We start from the raw sequence: 19,081 nt of genomic DNA, 5'->3' as shown, positions 1-19,081 counted from the left end.
CACGGCCGCGCTCCGCGCCGTGTTCACGCATCAGGCGGCAACTGCGCCGCCGCATGAAAAAACGCCTGCGCCCGTGGCTCGTTGCCAAACGCCACATGAATCCTGATCCACGGGCTCACCTCCCGGTTCGGCCTGAAGTATTGTCCAGGCAGCACCGTCACTCCGAGGGGCACGCCGCATTCAACGAGCCGCTCGGCGTCCGCGACATGCGGCACGCGTGCCCACACGAACTTGCCGCCCGCTGGTTCTTCGAAGATCTCCCAGCCGGCATCTTCGAGTGTCTGGACGGTCGAGCCGAGCGCGCCGCGCATCTGGCGGCGCAGTCGCTCCAGATATTTGCGATATGCGCCGCGCTCCAGCATCGACACCGCCACCGCTTCGGCAAAGCGCGAACAGCCGATGCTCGTCAGCATCTTGATGTCGACCAGGTCCTTGATGATCGCGTGACTCGCAACCACGCAGCCGACCCGTAGCGAAGACGACAGCGTTTTCGACAATCCGCCGATGTAGATCACCTGTTCGAGTTGGTCGAGGGTGGCCAGGCGGTCGGTGAGTTCGGTCTGAAAATCCGCGTAGATATCGTCCTCGATGATCTGGAAGCCATGCTCTCGCGCCATTTGCAGCAAACGGAATGCGACCTGCGGTGCGACCGTGGTGCCGGTCGGATTGTGGAACACGGTGTTGATCAGCAGCAATCTGGGCCGGTGCAGCTTCAGTTGCGCCTGCATCGCGTCGAGGTCGGGACCATTGCCGGTGCGTGGAATGCCGATCAGCTTCATGCCGTGCAGGCGCAACAGGCCGTACAGGTTGTAGTAACCGGGGTCCTCGACAAAGATCGTGTCGCCTGGCTTGAGCATGTAGCGCACCAGCAGATCGAACGCCTGGCTCGCGCCATTGGTGATCAGAATCTGCGATGCGTCTGCCTGGATGCCCAACTGGCCAATGCGGCCGCGCAACTGTTCGCGCAAGACCGGGTTGCCGAGCGGCGTCGCGTACTCGACCATGCTAGCCGGATCGGTTCGCGACACGTGGCGGATCGCCTGCGCAATGCCATCGATGTCGCGCCAGCTTTCGGGGATGAAACCGGTGCTGAGCTTCAGCGTCTCGCCCGGGAAGTTGAATTGCTCGAGCAGATGGTCCGACTCGACATCGGCGCGGCGCGGGTCCGAAGTGCCCTGGCAGCGCATGTCGGTCGGTTGGCGATCGGCGACGTAAAAGCCGGAGCCGTGGCGCGAGTCGACATAGCCGAGCGACACCAACCGGTCGTATGCCTCGATCACCGGAAAGCGGCTTACGCCGAAGTCGGCGGCGAACTGGCGGATCGACGGCAGCTTTGAGCCAGGATGCGCATTGCGCGAGCGGATCCACGCCGAGACGCCCCCGACGATCTGCTCGGTCAGCGGCACGCCATTGTCCCGATCGAGCTGGATTTCGAGTTTCATACGCTTGCCTTCTGTCGCCGGCCAGCGAACGCGAAAGTTTTAAACCCGCGCCGCGCGAGCCATGCCAACTGTTCGGTTTTTTGACTGAACAGTTCCGATGAAAGTGTTCGGAACTGTGCATGGGTCTCCGATCATCGCACGTCAATAATCGGTACAACAGAAAGTTCATCGAGGAGAACGGCGATGCGAGAAGTGCGAGTTTTCGAGCTGGAACATGGCGAGCCCGTCACGGCCTGGCGGGTTGCGCGTCCGACGATTTTCAAGGTGATCAGCGGCAACATCTGGCTGACCGTCGAGGGCGAGCATGAGGATCACTGGCTGGCGGCGGGGCAGTCGATCGAGTTGGCGCGTGGATCGGTGGCATGGATCAGCGCCGGGCGGGCCGGGGCGCGTTTTGCACTGGCGACCGGCTCGGAACGCAAGCTGCCGACGCTGCTATTCGGCTGGCCGATGCCGGCATGGCTGGCGCGTCGGCCAGGCGTGGTCTGATGCCGGGCGAACGGCGAGCCGCCTCTTCCTGGCCCCTAAGCAGCACCTCCCGCCTCATACTCCCCGATATACCGCGCCCGCGGCCGGATCAACCGGCCATCGCGTGCCTGCTCCATCGCGTGCGCGATCCAGCCGACCACCCGCCCGAGCGCGAACAGCGTGAACGCGGCCCCGCCCGGCAAGGCGAGTACGCGCTCGATCGCGGCAAGCGCGAAATCCACCGTCGGCTCCGCGCCGGTCGTGTCGCGCACCGCTCGCGCGACCTGCAGCACCTCGTTGAGCGGCGAGCGGGCTGGCGCGCAGTCGGCGAGCATCGTCAGCAATAACCGCGCGCGCGGATCACCGTCCGGATAGAGCGGATGACCGAAGCCCGACAGCACCGGACCTTGCGCGCCGTGCTCGTAGCGCGCGAGACGGTTCGCCAGATAGCGGTCCAGCTCGGGCGAGCGCGACGCCTCATCAAGCAGCGCGGCGATGCGCACGGTTTCGCCGCCGTGACGCGGCCCGGAAAGCGCCGCGAGCCCGCCCGCGACCGCACCGAACAGGTGCGTGCCCGTCGACGTGATACAACGGACCGTGAACGTCGACGCGTTCAGCTCGTGATCCGCGCAGGCGACCAAGGCCGCGCGCAGCAGTCCGCTTTGCTGACGGCTGCGCACCCGCCAGGCCGTCGCGATCTGCCGATGCAGCGGTTCGTTCGACGGCGCCGCCGGCAGCATCGCGGCGGCCAGCAGCCGCATCACGGCGCACGCGGTGTCGAGCTGCGCATCGCGGCCGAGCGCCCACACGCGCGGCATCTGCGCGGCGGCGGCCGGCAGCAGCACCAGCGCGCGATCGAGCGGCGTGCTGTCACTCCACAGCTTGAGCCACGCGGCCCATTGCGCGGGGGCGAGCGGCACGACGGGCGCATCGGCGATGCGCCGCGCGCTGCATTCCCACAACAGCGCCGCGACGTCTTCGAGTGACGCACTGCGCGCGAGCTCGATCGCATCGTGCCCGCGATACAGCAGCCGACCGTCCGCGACCAGCGTGATCGACGATTCGAGCACCGGTACGCCCCAGTCGAGCACCTTCTGCGCGACCTTGCCGGCGCGTTTGCCGTCCGCCTTGCGACGCGCGAGGCGGCGCACCTCGGCGGCATCGTAGAGCCGATGCCTGCCTTGCGCATCCGGCGACGAGCCGAGCATGCCTCGGCTCACATACGCGTACAGCGTTGGCAAGCTGACGCCGAGCGTTGCGGCCGCTTCGGCGGCGGTCAGGTAAATCGAGGCTGGCATAAAAGTGCGTATAAACCGAAGAAATCAATATATGTTGATTATCATAATCAAGATTGATTGCGGCATGGCGCAAATTTAGACTCGGTGTACCTGCTTCCTGTCCGCGCGGCCAGCGCGCCCGATCCCATGACGCCCGAACTCGCCCTCAAGCACATCTGGACCCTCGCCGGCTGCGATCCGGTCGCGCTGCACGCCGTGTCGCTCGCCGGCGCGGATCCCGGCTTGCCGTCGGTCTACCGTGTCGGCAGCCTCGCGGCGTCGACCATCGCCGCGACGGGCCTCGCCGCCGCCGAATACTGGCGCTTGCGCAGCGGTCGCCTGCAACAGGTGTCGGTGCAGATGCGTCGCGCGCTGGCGGCGTTTCGCAGCGAACGCTATTTGCGGATCGACGATGGGCCGCCGCCCGCGCTGCGCGATCCGGTCACCGGCTTCTATGAAACGGGCGACGGCCGCTGGATCCAGCTGCATACGAATTTCGCGCATCACTTGAAGGGCGTGCTCGAGGTGCTCGGCTGTGACAATGGGCGGCCCTCGGTGGCGGCCGCGATTCGCGGCTGGGAGGGCGCGACGCTCGATCAAACGCTCGCCGACGCGGGCCTGTGCGCCGCCTTGATTCGCACGCCCGACGAATGGGCCGCGCTCGAGCAGGCCAAAGCGATCGCGCGCTTGCCGCTGTTCGAGATCGAGCGCATCGGTGACGCCCCGGCCGAGCCACCGCGCCACGCCGCCGCTGACGCCGAGCTTGGCATCGACCGTCCGCTCGCGGGTGTGCGGGTGCTGGATCTGTCGCGGATCATCGCGGGACCGGTGGCCGGCCGCGCGCTCGCGCATCATGGCGCGGACGTGTTGACGATCAACGGGCCGCATCTGCCGAACATCGCGCCGCTCGTGATCGACAACGGCCGCGGCAAGCGTTCGGCAATCGTCGATCTGCGCGAGGCGGCGGGCTGCGACACGTTGCGCGGACTCGCGCGCGATGCCGACGTGTTCCTGCAGGCCTATCGTCCGGGCGCGCTCAAGGCGCGCGGCTTCGGGCCGGACGAGCTGGCACGGCTGTGGCCCGGCATCGTTTATGTCTCGGTGTGCGCGTACGGGCACACAGGGCCGTGGGCGCAGCGGCGCGGCTTCGATAGTCTGGTGCAGTCGGCGAGCGGCATCGCGTGGACCGAGCGCGTGGCGGCGGGTTCAGCCGAGCCGCGGCATCTGCCGTGTCAGGCGCTCGATCACGCGACCGGCTATCTGGCCGCGTTCGGCGCGATGGTCGCGCTCGCGCGGCGCGCTCGCGAGGGCGGCAGCTGGCATGTGAAGGTGTCTCTTGCGCAGACGGGGCGTTGGCTGCGGTCGTTCGGGCTGCTGGCCGACGGACAGCAGGCGCCCGAGGTGTCGCTCGACGATGTGCGCGATTGCGTCGGGAGCGTGCAATCGGAGTTCGGGCGTGTGCTTGGCGTGCTGCCGGCGGAGGAACTGGAGCAGACGCCGGCGTTTTATGCGCTGCCGCCGGCGCGCATCGGCGCGCACGAAGCCCGATGGACGTGACGGTTGGAGCGGGCGGCGCGTTCAGGTTGGGAACGCGGCGTACCTAACCGCCCAACCGTGTCGCAGCTTACTTTCGCAACTCCGCCACGAAGTCGTAGTAATCGTTGCGGCAGTACGTGTCCGTCAGTTCGATCGCGCGCTGATCCGCCGTATAACCCACGCGCGTGATCAACAGCAACGCCTCGTTCGGTGCGATGCTCATTTGCTGCGCGATCTCGTCGCTCGCGTTCACCGCGCGGAAGTGCTGCAACGCGCGCACGATCGTCAGTCCGCGATTCTCCAGATACGTGTACAGCGAGTCGCCGATTGCCTGTGGATCGGGAATCACCGCGGCCGGGAACGTCGAATTCTCGACCGCCATCACGATGCCGTCGGCGAGCCGCAGCCGCCGCAGCCGCGTGACCGCGGCGGCCGGCGACAGCCCCAGCTGGATCACCTCGTCGCGATTGGCCGGCGAGATTTCGCGCGACAGCCACTTCGAACTAGGCGTGAAGCCGCGCCGCCGCAGCATTTCGCTGAAGCTCGACAGACGCGACAACGGATCTTCGTAGCGCGGCGTGATGAAGCTGCCCGCGCCTTGGGTGCGGCGGATCAAACCCTGCTCCACGAGCAGCGCGATCGCCTTGCGCGACGTGATGCGCGACACGCCGAGCGCCTCCGACAGCACGCGCTCCGAAGGCAGCGCCTCGCCGGCGTTCCAGCGGTTTTCGTGGATCGCGCTGCCGAGCTTGCGGGCAAGTTGCAGATAGAGCGGCGTGTCGTTTTCCGGGTCCGGGCGCAGGTCGCGCCAGCGGTCTTCCGAGGCAGAGGTCATGGGGCTCACGCAAGATGGGCAAGCAGCAATTTTAAAACATCGGCGCGTCCCGTTATAGCTGGCTTTTGCCAGGCGCGCAGTTGTGAGGCCACGGAGCCGCTAAACTCGTCGCCAGGTTTTTAGTAGCATGCGTTGCGTGATGAGGCGGCGGGCCAGCGCATCGCATCTGGATCGAGCCACTTTCGAGGAGTCAGCATGACGAGCGAGATCGCAAGCGTGAGCCTGCCGGGCGGCGAGCGCATGCCAGCAGTGGGGCAGGGCACGTGGGAAATGGGCGAGCAGCGGGCACGACGCGCGGCGGAAATCGATGCGCTGCGCTGCGGCATCGAACTCGGCATGACGCTGATCGATACCGCCGAAATGTACGGCGACGGCGCGACCGAGTCGCTGCTCGGCGAAGCGCTCGCGGGTTTGCGCGACAAGGTGTTTCTGGTCAGCAAGGTGTATCCCCACAACGCCAGCCGGCGCGGCGTGATCGCCGCGTGCGAGCAGAGCCTGAAGCGTCTGAAAACGGACCGGCTCGATCTGTATCTGCTGCACTGGCGTGGCTCGGTGCCGCTCGCGGACACCGTCGACGGCTTCGAGGCGCTGCGGCGCGCGGGCAAGATCCGTCACTGGGGCGTCAGCAACTTCGATACCGACGACATGGAAGAACTCGTCGCGACGCCAGGCGGCGACGCGTGCGCGACCAACCAGATTCTGTACAACGTGGCGCGGCGCGGGCCGGAGTTCGATCTGTTGCCGTGGCTCGCCGCGCGCGGCATGCCGGCGATGGCGTACAGCCCGGTCGATCATGCGCGGCTGCCGAAACGCTCGCCGCTCGACGATATCGCCGACGCGCGCGGCGTCTCGGTGTTTCAGGTGGCGCTCGCGTGGGTGCTGGGCAAGCCCAATGTGTGCGCGATTCCGAAGGCGGCGCGCGTCGAGCATGTGCGGGACAACCATCGCGCGTCGCAACTGGTGCTGGAAGCCGGCGAACTCGCCGCGCTCGACGCGTACTTCAAGCCGCCGCGCGGCAAGCGTGCACTGGAGATGTTGTAAGCGCCGGCGCGGCCGTCGTCCGTTGCGGAACGGCGGCGCGCGAGGCTCGACGCGCTGTGGGCGTCGATGACGCCGCTCGCGCTGACGCGGCGCTCAGGTGCAGGGATGGTGCTGATGCACGGAGCCGAGCACGGCGACTTCGGCGGGGGTGTGCTGCAGCGCGTCGTCCGGCACCTGGGTGGCATCGGCGAGGAAGTCGTCGACGATCGACGACACCGCCACGTCGCGCAGGCATAGCGACACGCGCTGCGTTTCGTTGGCGGGGAGGGTTGCTCGTTGCGAGAGGAACAGCACGCCGTATTGATAGCCGTGGATGATGCCGCGGATCGCGCCGACGCATTGCCCTTGCGCGACGTTGTCGTGGCGCTGTTTGCAGCTCTGGACCAGCGAGTAGGCGGAGAAGCTCGGGTCGACCGGTGGCGCCGCTTGCGACAAGGTTTGCGCCATTGGCTGCGCGGGTGTTTGCGCATTGGCGAGCGATGCGAGGCCCAGGGCGGCAGCCGCCAGCACGGCGGCTGCCGTGCGAGTCGCGGAGGGGGGGACGCTTCTATGCATGTTGTGGGCCCTCATATCGAACGATGAATTTGATATGAGGCCGTCGTCTCGGATTGGTTCCATAACACTCGCACGCAATGGAGGTTGTGTTCCCGCCGCTCGCGGTGCGGTTCGCGCGATGGCGCGAGGCGCGGCGCGCGCGCTCTCCGAGCCATTCCGTCAGCGCACGCCGAAGGCGGGCGGGCCGCTCCGACCGGCCTCCGGCGGTGACGCCCGACCGGGGGATCGGGACATCACCGCCGTTGCCAGCGGATAGCGGACAGTATGCCGGGACATGTCGCCGGCGGGTAGGGCGCGGGGGCCCCTACCCGGGGCAACGGGCGACGCCTAGTGCCCGTTCCCGCCACCGTTGCCACTGCCGCCGCTGCCGCCACCCTTGCCTCCGTGACCGCCGCCGAAGCCTCCGCCAAAGCCTCCGCCGAACCCGCCACCGAAGCCACCACCGAAGCCACCACCGAAGCCACCACCATTCGCACCGCCGCGCCGCCATGACCGCTGCCGTTGCCACTGCCGCCGCCGAGCCGCCCGCAGCCCGGACCGCCGAGCCCGCCGCAGCCGGCCGGCGCGAACACCGAGGCGGCGTCGTCGGCGGCTGTGGCCGTGCCAGCCTCGGCGCCGGTCGCCGCGCCGTCGTTCTGCACGAGCAGCAGCGGCGTTGAATCGCCGGGTTGCGCCCGCGACGCGTCGGTCAGCACAATCCAGCGAGGGATCACGTCGGTCGACGTCCCGTACGCGGTCCCGCCCGCCAACACCGCGAGGACCACCGCGCCGCGCATCATTGCACAGTAGTACTGATCTGATTTTCCGGTCTTCATCGCGCGTCTCCAGAGCGAAGGACGGTACCTCGCTGCCGCCTTCGCGGGTCGCCCCAGCGGCGGCCGACCTGTCTGCACGCGGGTCTTGTCGAACCCCCGGTCCGTTGTGTCGAAGTTGTCCGTGCGTCGCTGCCGTGCTGATCGCGCGAGGTCGCGCCATCGCGTGGTGACGCTCGTCGTGCGGATATGCGCGGCGTTGCGCGCCCGGTTTGGCTTCGAATCTCTGGCTGTTAATTTAGCGATATCCATGCCACACGCCGCAAAGCCTTGAAGCGACACGGGCGATATCGGGATGTGCGATGCGCACGCCGGAAAAACGCCTCAAAACGTTGCGACGATGAAACGCGCGGACGCAAAAGCGTGTTCCGACGCGGGATTCGTTAAGAGGGGCGGTGTGCGTCGATGAGGTTCGAGTCGAGGCTAGCTGGCGTTTTCCGACGCATCGTCGGAATTGCCGCCATACGTCGGGTCGCTCGCGTTGTCGTCGCGCGGCTCGTTTTGCAGCTCGCGAAGTGTGGCGACCGGAATATGGCAGCGAATCCGGTGCGCGGAAGACGAATCGGCGGCGCCGTCCGCGTCGAGAAACGGCGGGTCCTGCTGCTCGCAGATCGCGCCGAGCTTACGTGGACAGCGCGTGTGAAACACGCAGCCCGACGGCATCGCGCCGGGCCCGGGCAACTCGCCGGTGAGACGGATACGTGTACGTTGATGCATCTCGCCGGACGCGCCGTCGCCCGGCAGCGTCGGCACGGCGGACAGCAGCGCCTCGGTATAGGGATGCTGCGGTCCATCGAACACGGCCGCCGCCGGGCCGATTTCGAGCAGCCGGCCGAGGTAGAGCACCGCGATGCGATCCGACACATAGCGGACCACGTGCAGATCGTGCGAGATGAATACGTAGCTGACGCCGCGCTCGCGCTGCAGATCGGCGAGCAGGTTCAGAATCGCGGCCTGCACCGACACGTCGAGCGACGAAGTCGGCTCATCGCACACGACGACGCGTGGTTCGCCGGCGAACGCGCGCGCGATCGCGACGCGCTGCTTGAGCCCACCCGAAAGCTGGCGTGAACGTGCGTCCAGATAGCGCTCGGGCAGCCGCACGGCGTCCGTCAGCGTGGCGAGCCGTGCGTCGATCTCGGGCCCGCGCAGCGCGGTGAAGCGCGCGAGCGCACGGCCGATCAGCCGCTTGACCGAATGCGCTCGATTGAGCGCCGAGTCCGGATTCTGGAACACGATCTGCAGCGATTTCAGCTGCTCGTCGCTGCGTCGTGTGACGCGCGCGGCGAGCGGGGCGCCGTCGAGTTCGAGCACGCTGCCGGCATCGGGTGCGATCAGGCCGAGCAGTAGTCGCGCGAGCGTTGTCTTGCCGCTGCCCGATTCGCCGACGAGGCCGAGCGTCTCGCCGCTCGCGAGTTCGAGCGACACGTCGTCGACCGCGCGCAGCGGGACACCCGATACGTGGAATGTTTTCGACAGGTTCCGAGCGCGCAAGACCGGCCCAGAGGGCGCGCGCGGCGCCGCGTTGGATGATGCGGCCGCCACCGGCGCCGCGCTCGATGTCGCACGCGGCAGTTCGATCGCACGCTCGTGATAGTGGCAGCGCGCCATCTGATCGCCATGCCGGGCGCCGAGGCGATAGGGCGGCGGCGCGTCGCGGCGGCAGCGCTCGTCGGCGAGACGGCAACGCTCCGCATAGATGCAGCCCTGCGTGACCGAGCCCGGCAGAGGCAGGCCGCCCGCGATCGTATCGAGCCGCTCGCTGTCCTTGCTGCGTCCGGCCGTCGGCAGGCAGCGCAGCAACCCGACCGTGTACGGATGACGCGGCCGTGCGAACACGTCCTGGGTCGCGCCTTCCTCGACCAGCTTGCCCGCGTACAGCACGCCGACGCGTTCGCACATGCGGCCGATCACCGCGAGGTTGTGGCTGATGAACAACACCGCGGTGCCGAGTTCCTCGCGCAACTGTGCGACGAGGTCGAGCACTTCCGCTTCGACGGTCGCGTCGAGGCCGGTGGTCGGTTCGTCGAGAATCAGCAGCGCTGGGTTCGACGCGAGCGCCATCGCGATCACGACGCGCTGCTGCATGCCGCCCGACAATTGATGCGGATAGCTGTTCATCACGCGCTCGGGCGCCGCGATGCGGACGCGTTTGAGTATCTCGAGCGTGCGTTGCAGCGCCTCGTCGCGCGCGACGCCGGTCGCCTCGAATGCTTCGGAAACCTGACGGGCGATCGTCAGCGATGGATTCAGTGCGCGCCCCGGGTCCTGATAGACCATCGAGACGGTCGTCGCACGCATGCTGCGCAGCGCGTCGGCACCCAGCTTCTGCACGTCCTCACCGGCGATTACGATCTTGCCGGCCTTCACCTTGCCATTGCGCGGCAGATAGCGCAGCGTCGCCATTGCCACGGTCGACTTGCCGCAACCGGATTCGCCGACGAGCCCATACGCCTCGCCGCGTCGCACGCGAAACGATACGTCCTGCAGCACTTCGCGATCGCGTCCGCGGATCCGGTAGGTGACCGTCAGGCCGACCACGGTCAGCGCATCGGTGCGATCGCTTTTCGACACGTCGAACGCGGCGAACGAGGAGGGTGGTGGGCCGTTCATTGGTCGAGCACTCCCTGCACGCCGTCGGCGATCAGATTGACGCCGACCACCAGTGACGCGATCGCGCCCGCCGCGAACACGACGGTCCACCACGCGCCGCCCGCCATCAACGTGTACGACTCGGACAGCGCGAGCCCCCAGTCGGCCGACGGCGGCTGGATGCCGAAGCCGAGGAACGACAGCGTCGCGACCGCGAAGATCGCATAGCCGAGCCGCACCGTTGCTTCGACGACGATCGGCGGCAGCACGTTCGGCAGGATCTCCGCGAACATGATGTACGGCGCGCGTTCGCCGCGCAGCTGCGCGGCGGCCACATAGTCGAGATGCCGCTCTGCGAACACGGCGGCGCGCACGGTGCGGGCTGTTATCGGCGTGAAGGTGGTGCCGATCACGAGAATCACCGTGAAGTTCGACGCACCGACCGCGGCGAGCGCGAGCAGCGCGACGATCACGAGCGGCAGCGCGAGCACCGCGTCGATCATGCGGCCGATCACGTCGTCGACCCAGCCGTCGAAGTAGCCGACCAGTAGGCCGAGCGCGGTGCCCGCCGCGGTGCCGAGCAGTGTCGCGAGCGGCGCGATCGTCAGGATGTCGCGCGCGCCGACGATCACGCGCGAGAATACGTCGCGGCCGAGCTGATCGGTGCCGAACCAGTGGGTGCGATCGGGCGGCGTCAGCGAATTGAGCGGATCGGACGCGTACGGATCGAGATGCACGAACCACGGCCCGGCGATCGCGCAGACGATCCACCACGCGACGATCAGCGCGCCCACGATGAAGGTCGGCGAACCGAGGAGCAGGAGGAGGCGCGGGAAACGCGGCTCGGAGCCCGGTGCGCCTGGCACGGGCGAGCCTGGTGGCGTCGATGAAGCCGGCGGCACGGTCGTATTCATTCGGCGGTCCTCACCCGCAGTCGCGGATTGAGCAGCACGTGCAGCGCATCGGCGACCAGATTCGCGAGCGTATAGACGACGCCGATCGTCAGTACGCCCGCTTCGAGCATTGGAAAGTCCTTCGCCTTGGCGGCGTTGTAGATCAGTGAGCCGATGCCCTGGTAGTGGAACAGCGTCTCGACCACCACGAGTCCGCCGATCATGTAGCCGAGTTGGGTGGCGGCGACGGTGATCGTCGGCAGCAGTGCATTGCGCAGCACGTGCCGCCAGATCACGACGTGGCGCGGCAGGCCCTTGAGGATGGCGGTGCGCGTGTAGTCGGCGTCGAGCGCTTCGACGGTGCCCGCGCGTGCCATTCGCGCGATGTAGCCGAAGAACACGAGGACGAGCGGCAGCACCGGCAGCACCAGATGCCGCAGCTGTTCGAGCACGCTCGCATCGGGCGGATATGAGGCCTCGATCGGAAGCCAGCGCAGCCACACGCCGAACACGAGAATCAGCACGATCGACGACACGAACTCCGGCACCACGGTCGCCGACAAACCGGCGATGCTGATCGTGCGATCGAGCCAACGCCCCGCATGCATCGCCGACCACACGCCGCCCGCGATGCCGAGCGGCACGACGACGATGAACGCGAGCAGACCGAGCTTCGCCGAATGCCCGAGCGCATCGGCGATGAACGGCCTGACCGGTTCGCGATACGCGTACGACAGCCCCATGTTGCCGCGCACGAAATGCGTGATCCAGTCGATGTATTGCGTGAGCAGCGGCCGGTCGGCGCCGAGCTGATGATCGAGCGCGGCGACCGCGCGCGCATCGGCGAGCGGCCCGAGCACCGCGCGGCCGATATCGCCGGGCAGCAGCTGGCCGCCCGCGAACACGATCACCGACAGCAGCCACAGCGTGATCAGCGAAAGACCCGCGCGCGTCGCGAGAAAACGCGCGACGCGGCCCGCGTTGCCGTTCGCCGCGGGCGGCGGACGCGATGTATTCGAGGCGGGAGAGGGCGCCGGAGCCGACATCGTGAGTTCTCCTGCGAAAAGCGAGACGGACAGTGCGCTGCTTACGCGCTGAGCGTCGCGCGATCGAAATACAGTTGCGCGAGCGCAGTGAAGCGCACGCCGTTCACGCCCTTGCGCATCGCGATCAGCTGATCGTAGAAGAACGGGATGATCAGCGGCGTTTCGTCGAGCAATAGCGTCTGGATCTGCCCGGAGATTTTCTTTTGCGTGGCGAGATCGATCGCCGCGACGAACTGCGCGACCAGTTGATCGTATTGCGGATTCTTGAAGTGCGCGGCGTTCCATGTGCCGTTGCTCGTCAGCGTCGCGTTGAGGAACACGTTCGGCACGCCGCGATGGCCGTAATCGGTGATGCCGAGCGGCGAGTCGAGCCAGTCGGATTTGCCCGGCGTGCCCGCGCCGTAGTAGAGCGATTGGCTCTCGACCTTCAGATTGATGCGCACGCCGATCGCCTTCGCGGCGTTCTGCACGACGACCGCGAGGTCGGGGATCTCCATGTATTTTTCGGTGGTCAGCGTGACGTCGAAACCATTCGGCACGCCGGCCTGCGCGAGCAGCTGCTTCGCCTTCGCGACGTCGATCTTGCGTTGCGGCACGCCTGCATCTGACGATGGAAACACCGGCGCGAACGGGCTGTCGTTGCCGAGTTGTGCGCGACCCTTGAAGAGACCACGCACGATCACGTCGCGATCGAGCGACAACGCGAGTGCCTGACGCACGCGCTTGTCCTTGAAGAGCGGGCTGTCGTTGCGCATGTGAATCTGGCGGTGCGCGCTCGACTTGACGCCGACCGCCTTGTAGTCCGGATTGTTCAGGATGGCCGCGCCGCCCTGCACGGTGAACGTGCCCATCACGTCGGCCTGATGGCCTTGCAACGCGAGCAGTTGAGCCTGCTCGTCGGCGTAGAACGAAAACTGTACGCGTTGCGGTAACGCTTTTTCGCCCCAGTAGTCGGGATTGCGCACGAACGACGCGCCAACCTTCGGCTGATACTTTTCGAATTTGAACGGACCCGTGCCGATGAAACTCTTTTCGTAGTTGCCCGCGAAGTTCGCGGGCAGGATCACCGCGTTGTAATTATCCGAGGAAACGTAGTACGGGAAATTGCCGGTCGGCGCGTCGAGATGAAACTCCACCGTGTGTTCGTCGACGACCTTCGCGCCGCCTTTCGACAGCACGCCCTTTAGTACCGATAGCGCGGCCGAGCCGCTCGCGGGATCGGCGAGACGGTCGAAGGTCGAGACCACGTCTTTCGCGCCGAAGCTCTGGCCGTCGTGGAATTTCACGTTCTGGCGCAGTTTGAAGGTCCACACGTCGCCCTTGTCGTTCGGCTTCCACGACAGCGCGAGCGCGGGCTTCAGCATCAGCTTCTCGCCGTCGTCGTCGATCAGGAATTCGCCGGTCTGGTTCAGCAGCGCGAGACTCGCGGCGTCAGTCACCGTCAGCGGATCGACGGCGCCCGCTGGCGTCAGATGCGCGACGCGGATCGTCTGGTTCGACGTGGGCGGTGCACCTTGCGCCCGCGCTCGCGGCGCGCCGAGCAGGCCGCCACCCGCGAGCGACAGACCGATCACGCTCGCATGTCGTAGCAGTTCGCGGCGCGTGATGCGGCCGGCGACAAACTCGTCGAGGGCGTGGTTGCCGTAGGCGTCGGCTGTGAGGCGGGCTGCGTCCAATGCGTCAGGTGCGAGAAATCGGTCCGCTGGCGTTTTCATCGATGGCGTATCCAACCCGTTCTGTTGCTGGTTCGGAGGCGTCGCGCGAGCCGCGCGACGCCGCGAGGGGCAGCGCGCCTTCCGATGGGCGGCTGGATGTGGTGGGGCCGCTATCGCGAAAGGGCAACGCTGTGCAGAGCGGTCTCAGTGTAAGCGATTGCTCGCGGCTCTGGCGCACCGGGGGCGCGCCGCGCTAGTCGATCGGCCGATAAATGACGCGCGGTGTGTCGTCGTCACAACGGTTACCGGACGCGTGCTCGCGAGGGGCGGCCGCGATTGTGGACGGATTGGCGGAGCAACACGGTGCGAAATGCGGTTTCGAACTCCACAAGGTGGAACTCTCAAAGAAACCTACGGTGTAGATCGGTTTCCCGGTAGGCCAGGTCAAGCAAGAGAAAGCTGATTTCTTCGGCGGCCTCATCGGCCATTCGATACGGGGCGGTGTGCTCTTGAATAAGCCCGATCTGCGTTGAGGTGCCGCGCGGCCGGGATGGCAGCTTCGAACCGATGCTGATGCGCAAGCACGACCGACGCTTCACATGCTTCGACGACAGGACCAGTGAAGGTCCGCGGAAGACGCTGAGCTACGAAACGTCAGCCGAACGGTTCGAGCAGAGATTTCTACGGAGACCTCATGGACAGTCTTCATGAGGAGATTGTCCTATGCATTCCGTCGCTTGTGTCGAATGAGCTTTTCCCGTGGCCACTTATCGTGCCGCCGTATCCGGCCGTCTCCAGCGATGAAACAGCACCGAGCCGATCCAGCACGCCATGAAGGCCGCGACGATCGCATAGCCGAGCGCGCCGAAATGATCGTTGATTCCGACGATGGCATCCGACACCCCGCCGCTCCAGCCGAAGCGATCCGACAGCAGCCCCAGCGCCTCGGCGCCGCCAATCACGATCGCGACCATCGCCGACACGAACGTGATGCTCGCGTTGTAGTAAAGCTTGCGCTTCGGGTCGTCCATCGCCCAGCCGTACGCGTGCACCATCAGCACGTTGTCGGTCGAATCGACAAGCGTCATGCCGGCCGTGAAGAGCGCCGGGAACACGAGGATCGAATAGAGCGGCAGGCCAGTGCTGGCCTGCGACGCAGCGATCGCGAGCAGGCCGATCTCGGTCGCGGTGTCGAAGCCGAGACCGAACAGCACGCCGACCGGATACATGTGCCAGCTTTTCGTGACCAGCCGAAACAGCGGCCGCAATGCGCGCGACAGCAGCCCGGCTGGGGCGAGCGCATCGGCTGACGCTGTAGTCGCAACGTCGCCACGTTGCGTGTGCCGGTAGCGGCGCCACACGTCGCGCAGGACCACGAGATTGACCGCCGCGAGCACCAGCAGGAACGACGCGGAAACCAGTGTCCCGAGCGTGCCACCAACCTCCTTGAAGCTTTCGAAGCGCCCATTCAGCGAATGCGTGGTCCAGGCGATGCCGATCGTCGCCGCGATCACGATCGTCGAATGGCCGAGCGAAAACGCGAGCCCGATCCCGACCGGTCGCATGCCGGTTTGCATCAGCTTGCGCGTAACGGCGTCGATCGCCGCGATGTGGTCGGCGTCGACCGCATGACGCAGACCGAAGCCATACGCGAGCAGCGCGGTGCCGAGCAGCAGCGGGTAGTGGCGAAATGCGATTAGCGCCCACAGCCATGCGCCGAGGTTGGCGGCGAGCAGCACCGCGTAGAGCGCGACGAGGCGAGGGCGCAGCGAGGCGTTAGGCGTCATGTGACACGAGCGGATGAATGGATAGGTTGATGAGCGGCTTAGTGATCGTGCGGATGCTTGTGGATCGGATCGACCCAGTAGACCGTTTCCGGCTGCTCCACCGCGTCGATGTTCAAATTGACGACGACCGCTTCATTGTCGCTGCGCACGAGCACGCATTCGAGCGGCTCGTCGGTGCTCGCGTTGATCTCCTGATGCGGCACATAGGGCGGCACGAAGATGAAGTCGCCGGGACCGGCCTCGGCGGTGAATTCCAGATGCTCGCCCCAGCGCATGCGCGCCTGGCCGCGCACAACGTAGATCACGCTTTCGAGCGCGCCATGATGATGCGCGCCGGTCTTCGCATTCGGATGGATCGTCACGGTGCCGGCCCAGATTTTCTGCGCGCCGACGCGCGCCGCGTTGATCGCGGCCGCGCGGTTCATGCCCGGCGTTTGCGCGGTGTTGGTGTCGAGCTGATCGCCGCGGATGACCTTCACGCCGTGTTCGCGCCAGTCGATCTGCTGGCTGGCTTCGGCGGCGTCGTGCTCGGCCCGGTAATGCGGATGTTCATGATCCTGGCTCATCGTGTCTCCTCCTCGGCTGGCGTGCCGCGTTCGAGTCGTTCGCTTCGGTCTTACCATTCAGGGGCGTGCCGCATGGCTGATCAACATTCTGGCACGTTCAAAAAAACGGGTGCGTGGCTCGACGATGCAAACGGCGCCATAAAAAAAGCCCGCTCACAGGGAGCGGGCTTCGGCTTGTCGCGCTCAACGCCGCCGCGTCAGCGTCATTGCTTCTTCGTGTTGATCACGGCCTCGGCGACATTGCTAGGCGTCTCGGCGTAATGCTTGAACTCCATCGTGTAGGTCGCGCGGCCCTGGGTGGCCGAGCGCAGCGACGTCGAATAGCCGAACATCTCGGCGAGCGGCACCTCCGCGCGTACCAGCTTGCCGCCGCCGCCCGCGATGTCTTCCATGCCCTGCACCATGCCGCGCCGGCTCGACAGGTCGCCCATCACGTTGCCCATGAAGTCCTCGGGCGTTTCCACCTCGACGGCCATCATCGGTTCGAGCAGGATGGGCTTCGCCTTGCGCATCGCTTCCTTGAACGCTATCGAGCCGGCCATGCGGAACGCGTTTTCGTTCGAGTCGACGTCGTGGTACGAACCGAAGGTCAGCGTGACCTTCACGTCGACGACCGGATAGCCCGCGAGCACGCCGGCTTTCAGCGTTTCCACGATGCCCTTGTCGACCGCGGGGATGAATTCGCGCGGAATCACGCCGCCCTTGATTGCGTCTACGAATTCGTAGCCCTTGCCCTGCTCGGACGGCTCCAACGTAATCACCGCGTGGCCATACTGACCGCGGCCGCCCGACTGCTTGACGAACTTGCCTTCGACGTCCTCGACCTTGTTGCGCACGGTTTCGCGATACGCGACCTGCGGCTTGCCAACGGTCGCTTCCACGCCGAACTCGCGCTTCATCCGGTCGACCAGAATTTCGAGGTGCAGCTCGCCCATGCCGGAGATGATCGTCTGTCCGGATTCCTCATCGGTCTGCACGCGGAACGACGGGTCTTCCTGCGCGAGACGGTTCAGCGCGATGCCCATCTTTTCCTGGTCGGCCTTGGTCTTCGGTTCGACGGCCTGCGAGATCACCGGGTCCGGGAAGATCATCTTTTCAAGGATGATCACATGATCAGGATCGCAGAGCGTGTCGCCGGTGGTCGCTTCCTTCAGGCCGACGGCCGCGGCGATGTCGCCCGCGTAGACCTCCTTGATTTCCTTGCGCTCGTTCGCGTGCATCTGCAGGATCCGGCCGAGGCGTTCCTTCTTTTCCTTGACCGCGTTGTAGACCGTGTCGCCCGAATTGACGACGCCCGAGTACACGCGGAAGAAGATCAGCTGACCGACGAACGGGTCGGTCATGATCTTGAAGGCGAGCGCCGAGAACGGATCCTCGTCGTTGGGATGACGTTCGATTTCCTTGTCGTGCTCGTCGTGACCGGTGATCGCGGGCACGTCGACCGGCGACGGCAGATAGTCGATCACCGCGTCGAGCATCGCCTGCACGCCCTTGTTCTTGAACGCGCTGCCGCACAACATCGGCACGATCTCGTTGGCGATCGTGCGCGCGCGGATGCCGTGCTTGATTTCGGCTTCGCTCAGCGGTTCGCCGCCGAGGTACTTCTCGAGCAATTCCTCGTTCGCCTCGGCCGCGGCCTCGACCATCTTGTCGTGCCATTCCTTCGCGGTGGCCGCGAGTTCAGCCGGGATGTCGCGGTACTCGAACTTGATGCCCTGGCTGTCGTCGTCCCAGTAGATCGCCTTCATCTTGACGAGGTCGACCACGCCCTGGAAGTGCTCTTCCGCGCCGATCGGAATCTGGATCGGCACGGCGACCCCCTTCAGACGATCGCCGATCTGCCGCTGCACGCGGAAGAAGTCCGCGCCGACGCGGTCCATCTTGTTGACGAATGCGATGCGCGGCACCTTGTACTTGTTCGCCTGGCGCCACACGGTTTCCGATTGCGGCTGCACGCCGCCGACCGAGTCGTACACCATGCAGGCGCCGTCGAGCACGCGCATCGAGCGCTCGACTTCGATCGTGAAGTCGACGTGCCCGGGGGTGTCGATGATGTTGATCCGATGCTCGGGATAGTTGCCGGCCATGCCTTTCCAGAACGCGGTCGTGGCCGCCGACGTGATCGTGATGCCGCGCTCCTGCTCCTGTTCCATCCAGTCCATCGTCGCCGCACCGTCGTGAACCTCGCCGATCTTGTGGGTCACGCCGGTGTAGAACAGGATCCGTTCGGTAGTGGTGGTTTTGCCGGCATCGATGTGAGCGCTGATGCCGATATTCCGGTAGCGCTCGATGGGAGTCTTGCGGGGCACGTGAATCTCCTTGAAATGGCGCGCCTGAAACGCATGCCGGGCGACCGCGTGGGCCGCTCGGGGAGTCTGAGTGGTGCTTTATCTGGCGTTACCTGATCGAGATTACAAGGATAGCGCGTCGATTGGTCTTTTGCATGAATCCTGCCAGCCGGCGCGAAGGCTGGTGGCGCGGGGCTGAGCGGGCGAAAAAGAGCCGGCGCCTCGGGTTGAGACGCCGGCTTTTCGCGGGACAGCGTGGCGGCACGGTGCCCCCGCTCAGAGGCCGCT

General features: G+C 66.2%; 15 protein-coding genes. 3 read left to right on the top strand and 12 right to left on the bottom strand.

Annotation, left to right across the window (positions count from 1 at the left end; translation table 11 throughout):
- Positions 1-23: 23 nt before the first annotated feature.
- Positions 24-1,442, bottom strand: coding sequence for a PLP-dependent aminotransferase family protein (locus tag OKW41_RS37020; protein ID WP_429575623.1), 1,419 nt, complete (start codon positions 1,440-1,442; stop codon positions 24-26).
- A gap of 183 nt (positions 1,443-1,625) precedes the next feature.
- Between OKW41_RS37020 and OKW41_RS37015 the strand changes: the two genes are divergently transcribed.
- Positions 1,626-1,931 (top strand): DUF2917 domain-containing protein, encoded by a 306-nt coding sequence (locus OKW41_RS37015; protein ID WP_429575622.1) that lies wholly within the window; start codon positions 1,626-1,628, stop codon positions 1,929-1,931.
- Between the two features lie 35 nt (positions 1,932-1,966).
- Here OKW41_RS37015 and OKW41_RS37010 read toward each other — a convergent pair whose 3' ends face one another.
- Complete coding sequence (locus OKW41_RS37010) at positions 1,967-3,208, bottom strand: citrate/2-methylcitrate synthase (RefSeq protein WP_429451427.1); 1,242 nt, start codon at positions 3,206-3,208, stop codon at positions 1,967-1,969.
- 126 nt (positions 3,209-3,334) lie between these two features.
- Between OKW41_RS37010 and OKW41_RS37005 the strand changes: the two genes are divergently transcribed.
- Entirely contained in the window at positions 3,335-4,744 is a 1,410-nt protein-coding gene (locus OKW41_RS37005; protein ID WP_429575621.1) for a CoA transferase, read from the top strand.
- A 67-nt stretch (positions 4,745-4,811) separates the two neighbouring features.
- On the opposite strand, the gene OKW41_RS37000 is transcribed toward OKW41_RS37005, so the two are convergent.
- Positions 4,812-5,558 carry a GntR family transcriptional regulator gene (locus OKW41_RS37000; RefSeq protein WP_013090333.1) on the bottom strand — a complete coding sequence of 249 codons (747 nt, stop codon included), beginning with the start codon at positions 5,556-5,558 and terminating at the stop codon, positions 4,812-4,814.
- Positions 5,559-5,753: 195 nt separating this feature from the next.
- Here OKW41_RS37000 and OKW41_RS36995 point away from each other — a divergent pair, with 195 nt between their 5' ends.
- Positions 5,754-6,599 carry an aldo/keto reductase gene (locus OKW41_RS36995; RefSeq protein ID WP_429575620.1) on the top strand — a complete coding sequence of 282 codons (846 nt, stop codon included), beginning with the start codon at positions 5,754-5,756 and terminating at the stop codon, positions 6,597-6,599.
- A gap of 93 nt (positions 6,600-6,692) precedes the next feature.
- Here OKW41_RS36995 and OKW41_RS36990 read toward each other — a convergent pair whose 3' ends face one another.
- The 9 genes from OKW41_RS36990 to fusA all read right to left on the bottom strand — a co-directional run bounded on the left by OKW41_RS36990 (position 6,693) and on the right by fusA (position 18,814).
- Positions 6,693-7,154 carry a Rap1a/Tai family immunity protein gene (locus OKW41_RS36990; RefSeq protein WP_429451422.1) on the bottom strand — a complete coding sequence of 154 codons (462 nt, stop codon included), beginning with the start codon at positions 7,152-7,154 and terminating at the stop codon, positions 6,693-6,695.
- A gap of 233 nt (positions 7,155-7,387) precedes the next feature.
- Positions 7,388-7,969, bottom strand: a complete 582-nt coding sequence (locus tag OKW41_RS36985) for a hypothetical protein (protein WP_429575619.1) — start codon at positions 7,967-7,969, stop codon at positions 7,388-7,390.
- A 420-nt stretch (positions 7,970-8,389) separates the two neighbouring features.
- Positions 8,390-10,579 carry an ABC transporter ATP-binding protein gene (locus OKW41_RS36980; RefSeq protein ID WP_429575618.1) on the bottom strand — a complete coding sequence of 730 codons (2,190 nt, stop codon included), beginning with the start codon at positions 10,577-10,579 and terminating at the stop codon, positions 8,390-8,392.
- The gene (locus tag OKW41_RS36975; protein WP_429575617.1) at positions 10,576-11,472 is read right to left on the bottom strand and encodes an ABC transporter permease; all 897 of its coding nucleotides are present in this window, start codon (positions 11,470-11,472) and stop codon (positions 10,576-10,578) included. The genes OKW41_RS36980 and OKW41_RS36975 overlap by 4 nt, the downstream gene beginning before the upstream one ends.
- The gene (locus tag OKW41_RS36970; protein ID WP_429575616.1) at positions 11,469-12,497 is read right to left on the bottom strand and encodes an ABC transporter permease; all 1,029 of its coding nucleotides are present in this window, start codon (positions 12,495-12,497) and stop codon (positions 11,469-11,471) included. Before OKW41_RS36970 ends, OKW41_RS36975 begins: the two co-directional genes overlap by 4 nt.
- Before the next feature lie 41 nt (positions 12,498-12,538).
- Positions 12,539-14,212: an ABC transporter substrate-binding protein gene (locus OKW41_RS36965; protein WP_429575615.1), complete on the bottom strand. Its 1,674-nt coding sequence runs from the start codon at positions 14,210-14,212 to the stop codon at positions 12,539-12,541.
- A 707-nt stretch (positions 14,213-14,919) separates the two neighbouring features.
- On the bottom strand, positions 14,920-15,939 hold the full coding sequence (locus tag OKW41_RS36960) for a HoxN/HupN/NixA family nickel/cobalt transporter (protein ID WP_429575614.1): 1,020 nt from the start codon (positions 15,937-15,939) through the stop codon (positions 14,920-14,922).
- 38 nt (positions 15,940-15,977) lie between these two features.
- Positions 15,978-16,505 (bottom strand): cupin domain-containing protein, encoded by a 528-nt coding sequence (locus tag OKW41_RS36955; protein WP_184058186.1) that lies wholly within the window; start codon positions 16,503-16,505, stop codon positions 15,978-15,980.
- 203 nt (positions 16,506-16,708) lie between these two features.
- Positions 16,709-18,814, bottom strand: coding sequence for an elongation factor G (gene fusA, locus OKW41_RS36950; RefSeq protein WP_429575613.1), 2,106 nt, complete (start codon positions 18,812-18,814; stop codon positions 16,709-16,711).
- Between the last annotated feature and the right edge of the window lie 267 nt (positions 18,815-19,081).

Origin of the sequence: Paraburkholderia sp. UCT70 (assembly GCF_050434085.1) — a bacterium.
In the GTDB taxonomy this organism is placed as follows: Bacteria; Pseudomonadota; Gammaproteobacteria; order Burkholderiales; family Burkholderiaceae; genus Paraburkholderia; species Paraburkholderia tuberum.
The sequence above is the reverse complement of the archived record's forward strand: the minus strand, read 5'-3'. Positions and strand labels throughout refer to the sequence as shown.

Coding starts and splice junctions, on each gene's coding strand:
- OKW41_RS37015 (WP_429575622.1), top strand. CDS start 1,626: ATGCGAGAAGTGCGAGTTTTCGAGCTGGAACATGGCGAGCCCGTCACG.
- OKW41_RS36990 (WP_429451422.1), bottom strand. CDS start 7,154: ATGCATAGAAGCGTCCCCCCCTCCGCGACTCGCACGGCAGCCGCCGTG.
- OKW41_RS36975 (WP_429575617.1), bottom strand. CDS start 11,472: ATGAATACGACCGTGCCGCCGGCTTCATCGACGCCACCAGGCTCGCCC.
- OKW41_RS36960 (WP_429575614.1), bottom strand. CDS start 15,939: ATGACGCCTAACGCCTCGCTGCGCCCTCGCCTCGTCGCGCTCTACGCG.
- OKW41_RS36970 (WP_429575616.1), bottom strand. CDS start 12,497: ATGTCGGCTCCGGCGCCCTCTCCCGCCTCGAATACATCGCGTCCGCCG.
- OKW41_RS36955 (WP_184058186.1), bottom strand. CDS start 16,505: ATGAGCCAGGATCATGAACATCCGCATTACCGGGCCGAGCACGACGCC.
- OKW41_RS36995 (WP_429575620.1), top strand. CDS start 5,754: ATGACGAGCGAGATCGCAAGCGTGAGCCTGCCGGGCGGCGAGCGCATG.
- OKW41_RS37010 (WP_429451427.1), bottom strand. CDS start 3,208: ATGCCAGCCTCGATTTACCTGACCGCCGCCGAAGCGGCCGCAACGCTC.
- OKW41_RS37020 (WP_429575623.1), bottom strand. CDS start 1,442: ATGAAACTCGAAATCCAGCTCGATCGGGACAATGGCGTGCCGCTGACC.
- OKW41_RS36965 (WP_429575615.1), bottom strand. CDS start 14,212: ATGAAAACGCCAGCGGACCGATTTCTCGCACCTGACGCATTGGACGCA.
- OKW41_RS36980 (WP_429575618.1), bottom strand. CDS start 10,579: ATGAACGGCCCACCACCCTCCTCGTTCGCCGCGTTCGACGTGTCGAAA.
- OKW41_RS37005 (WP_429575621.1), top strand. CDS start 3,335: ATGACGCCCGAACTCGCCCTCAAGCACATCTGGACCCTCGCCGGCTGC.
- OKW41_RS36985 (WP_429575619.1), bottom strand. CDS start 7,969: ATGAAGACCGGAAAATCAGATCAGTACTACTGTGCAATGATGCGCGGC.
- OKW41_RS37000 (WP_013090333.1), bottom strand. CDS start 5,558: ATGACCTCTGCCTCGGAAGACCGCTGGCGCGACCTGCGCCCGGACCCG.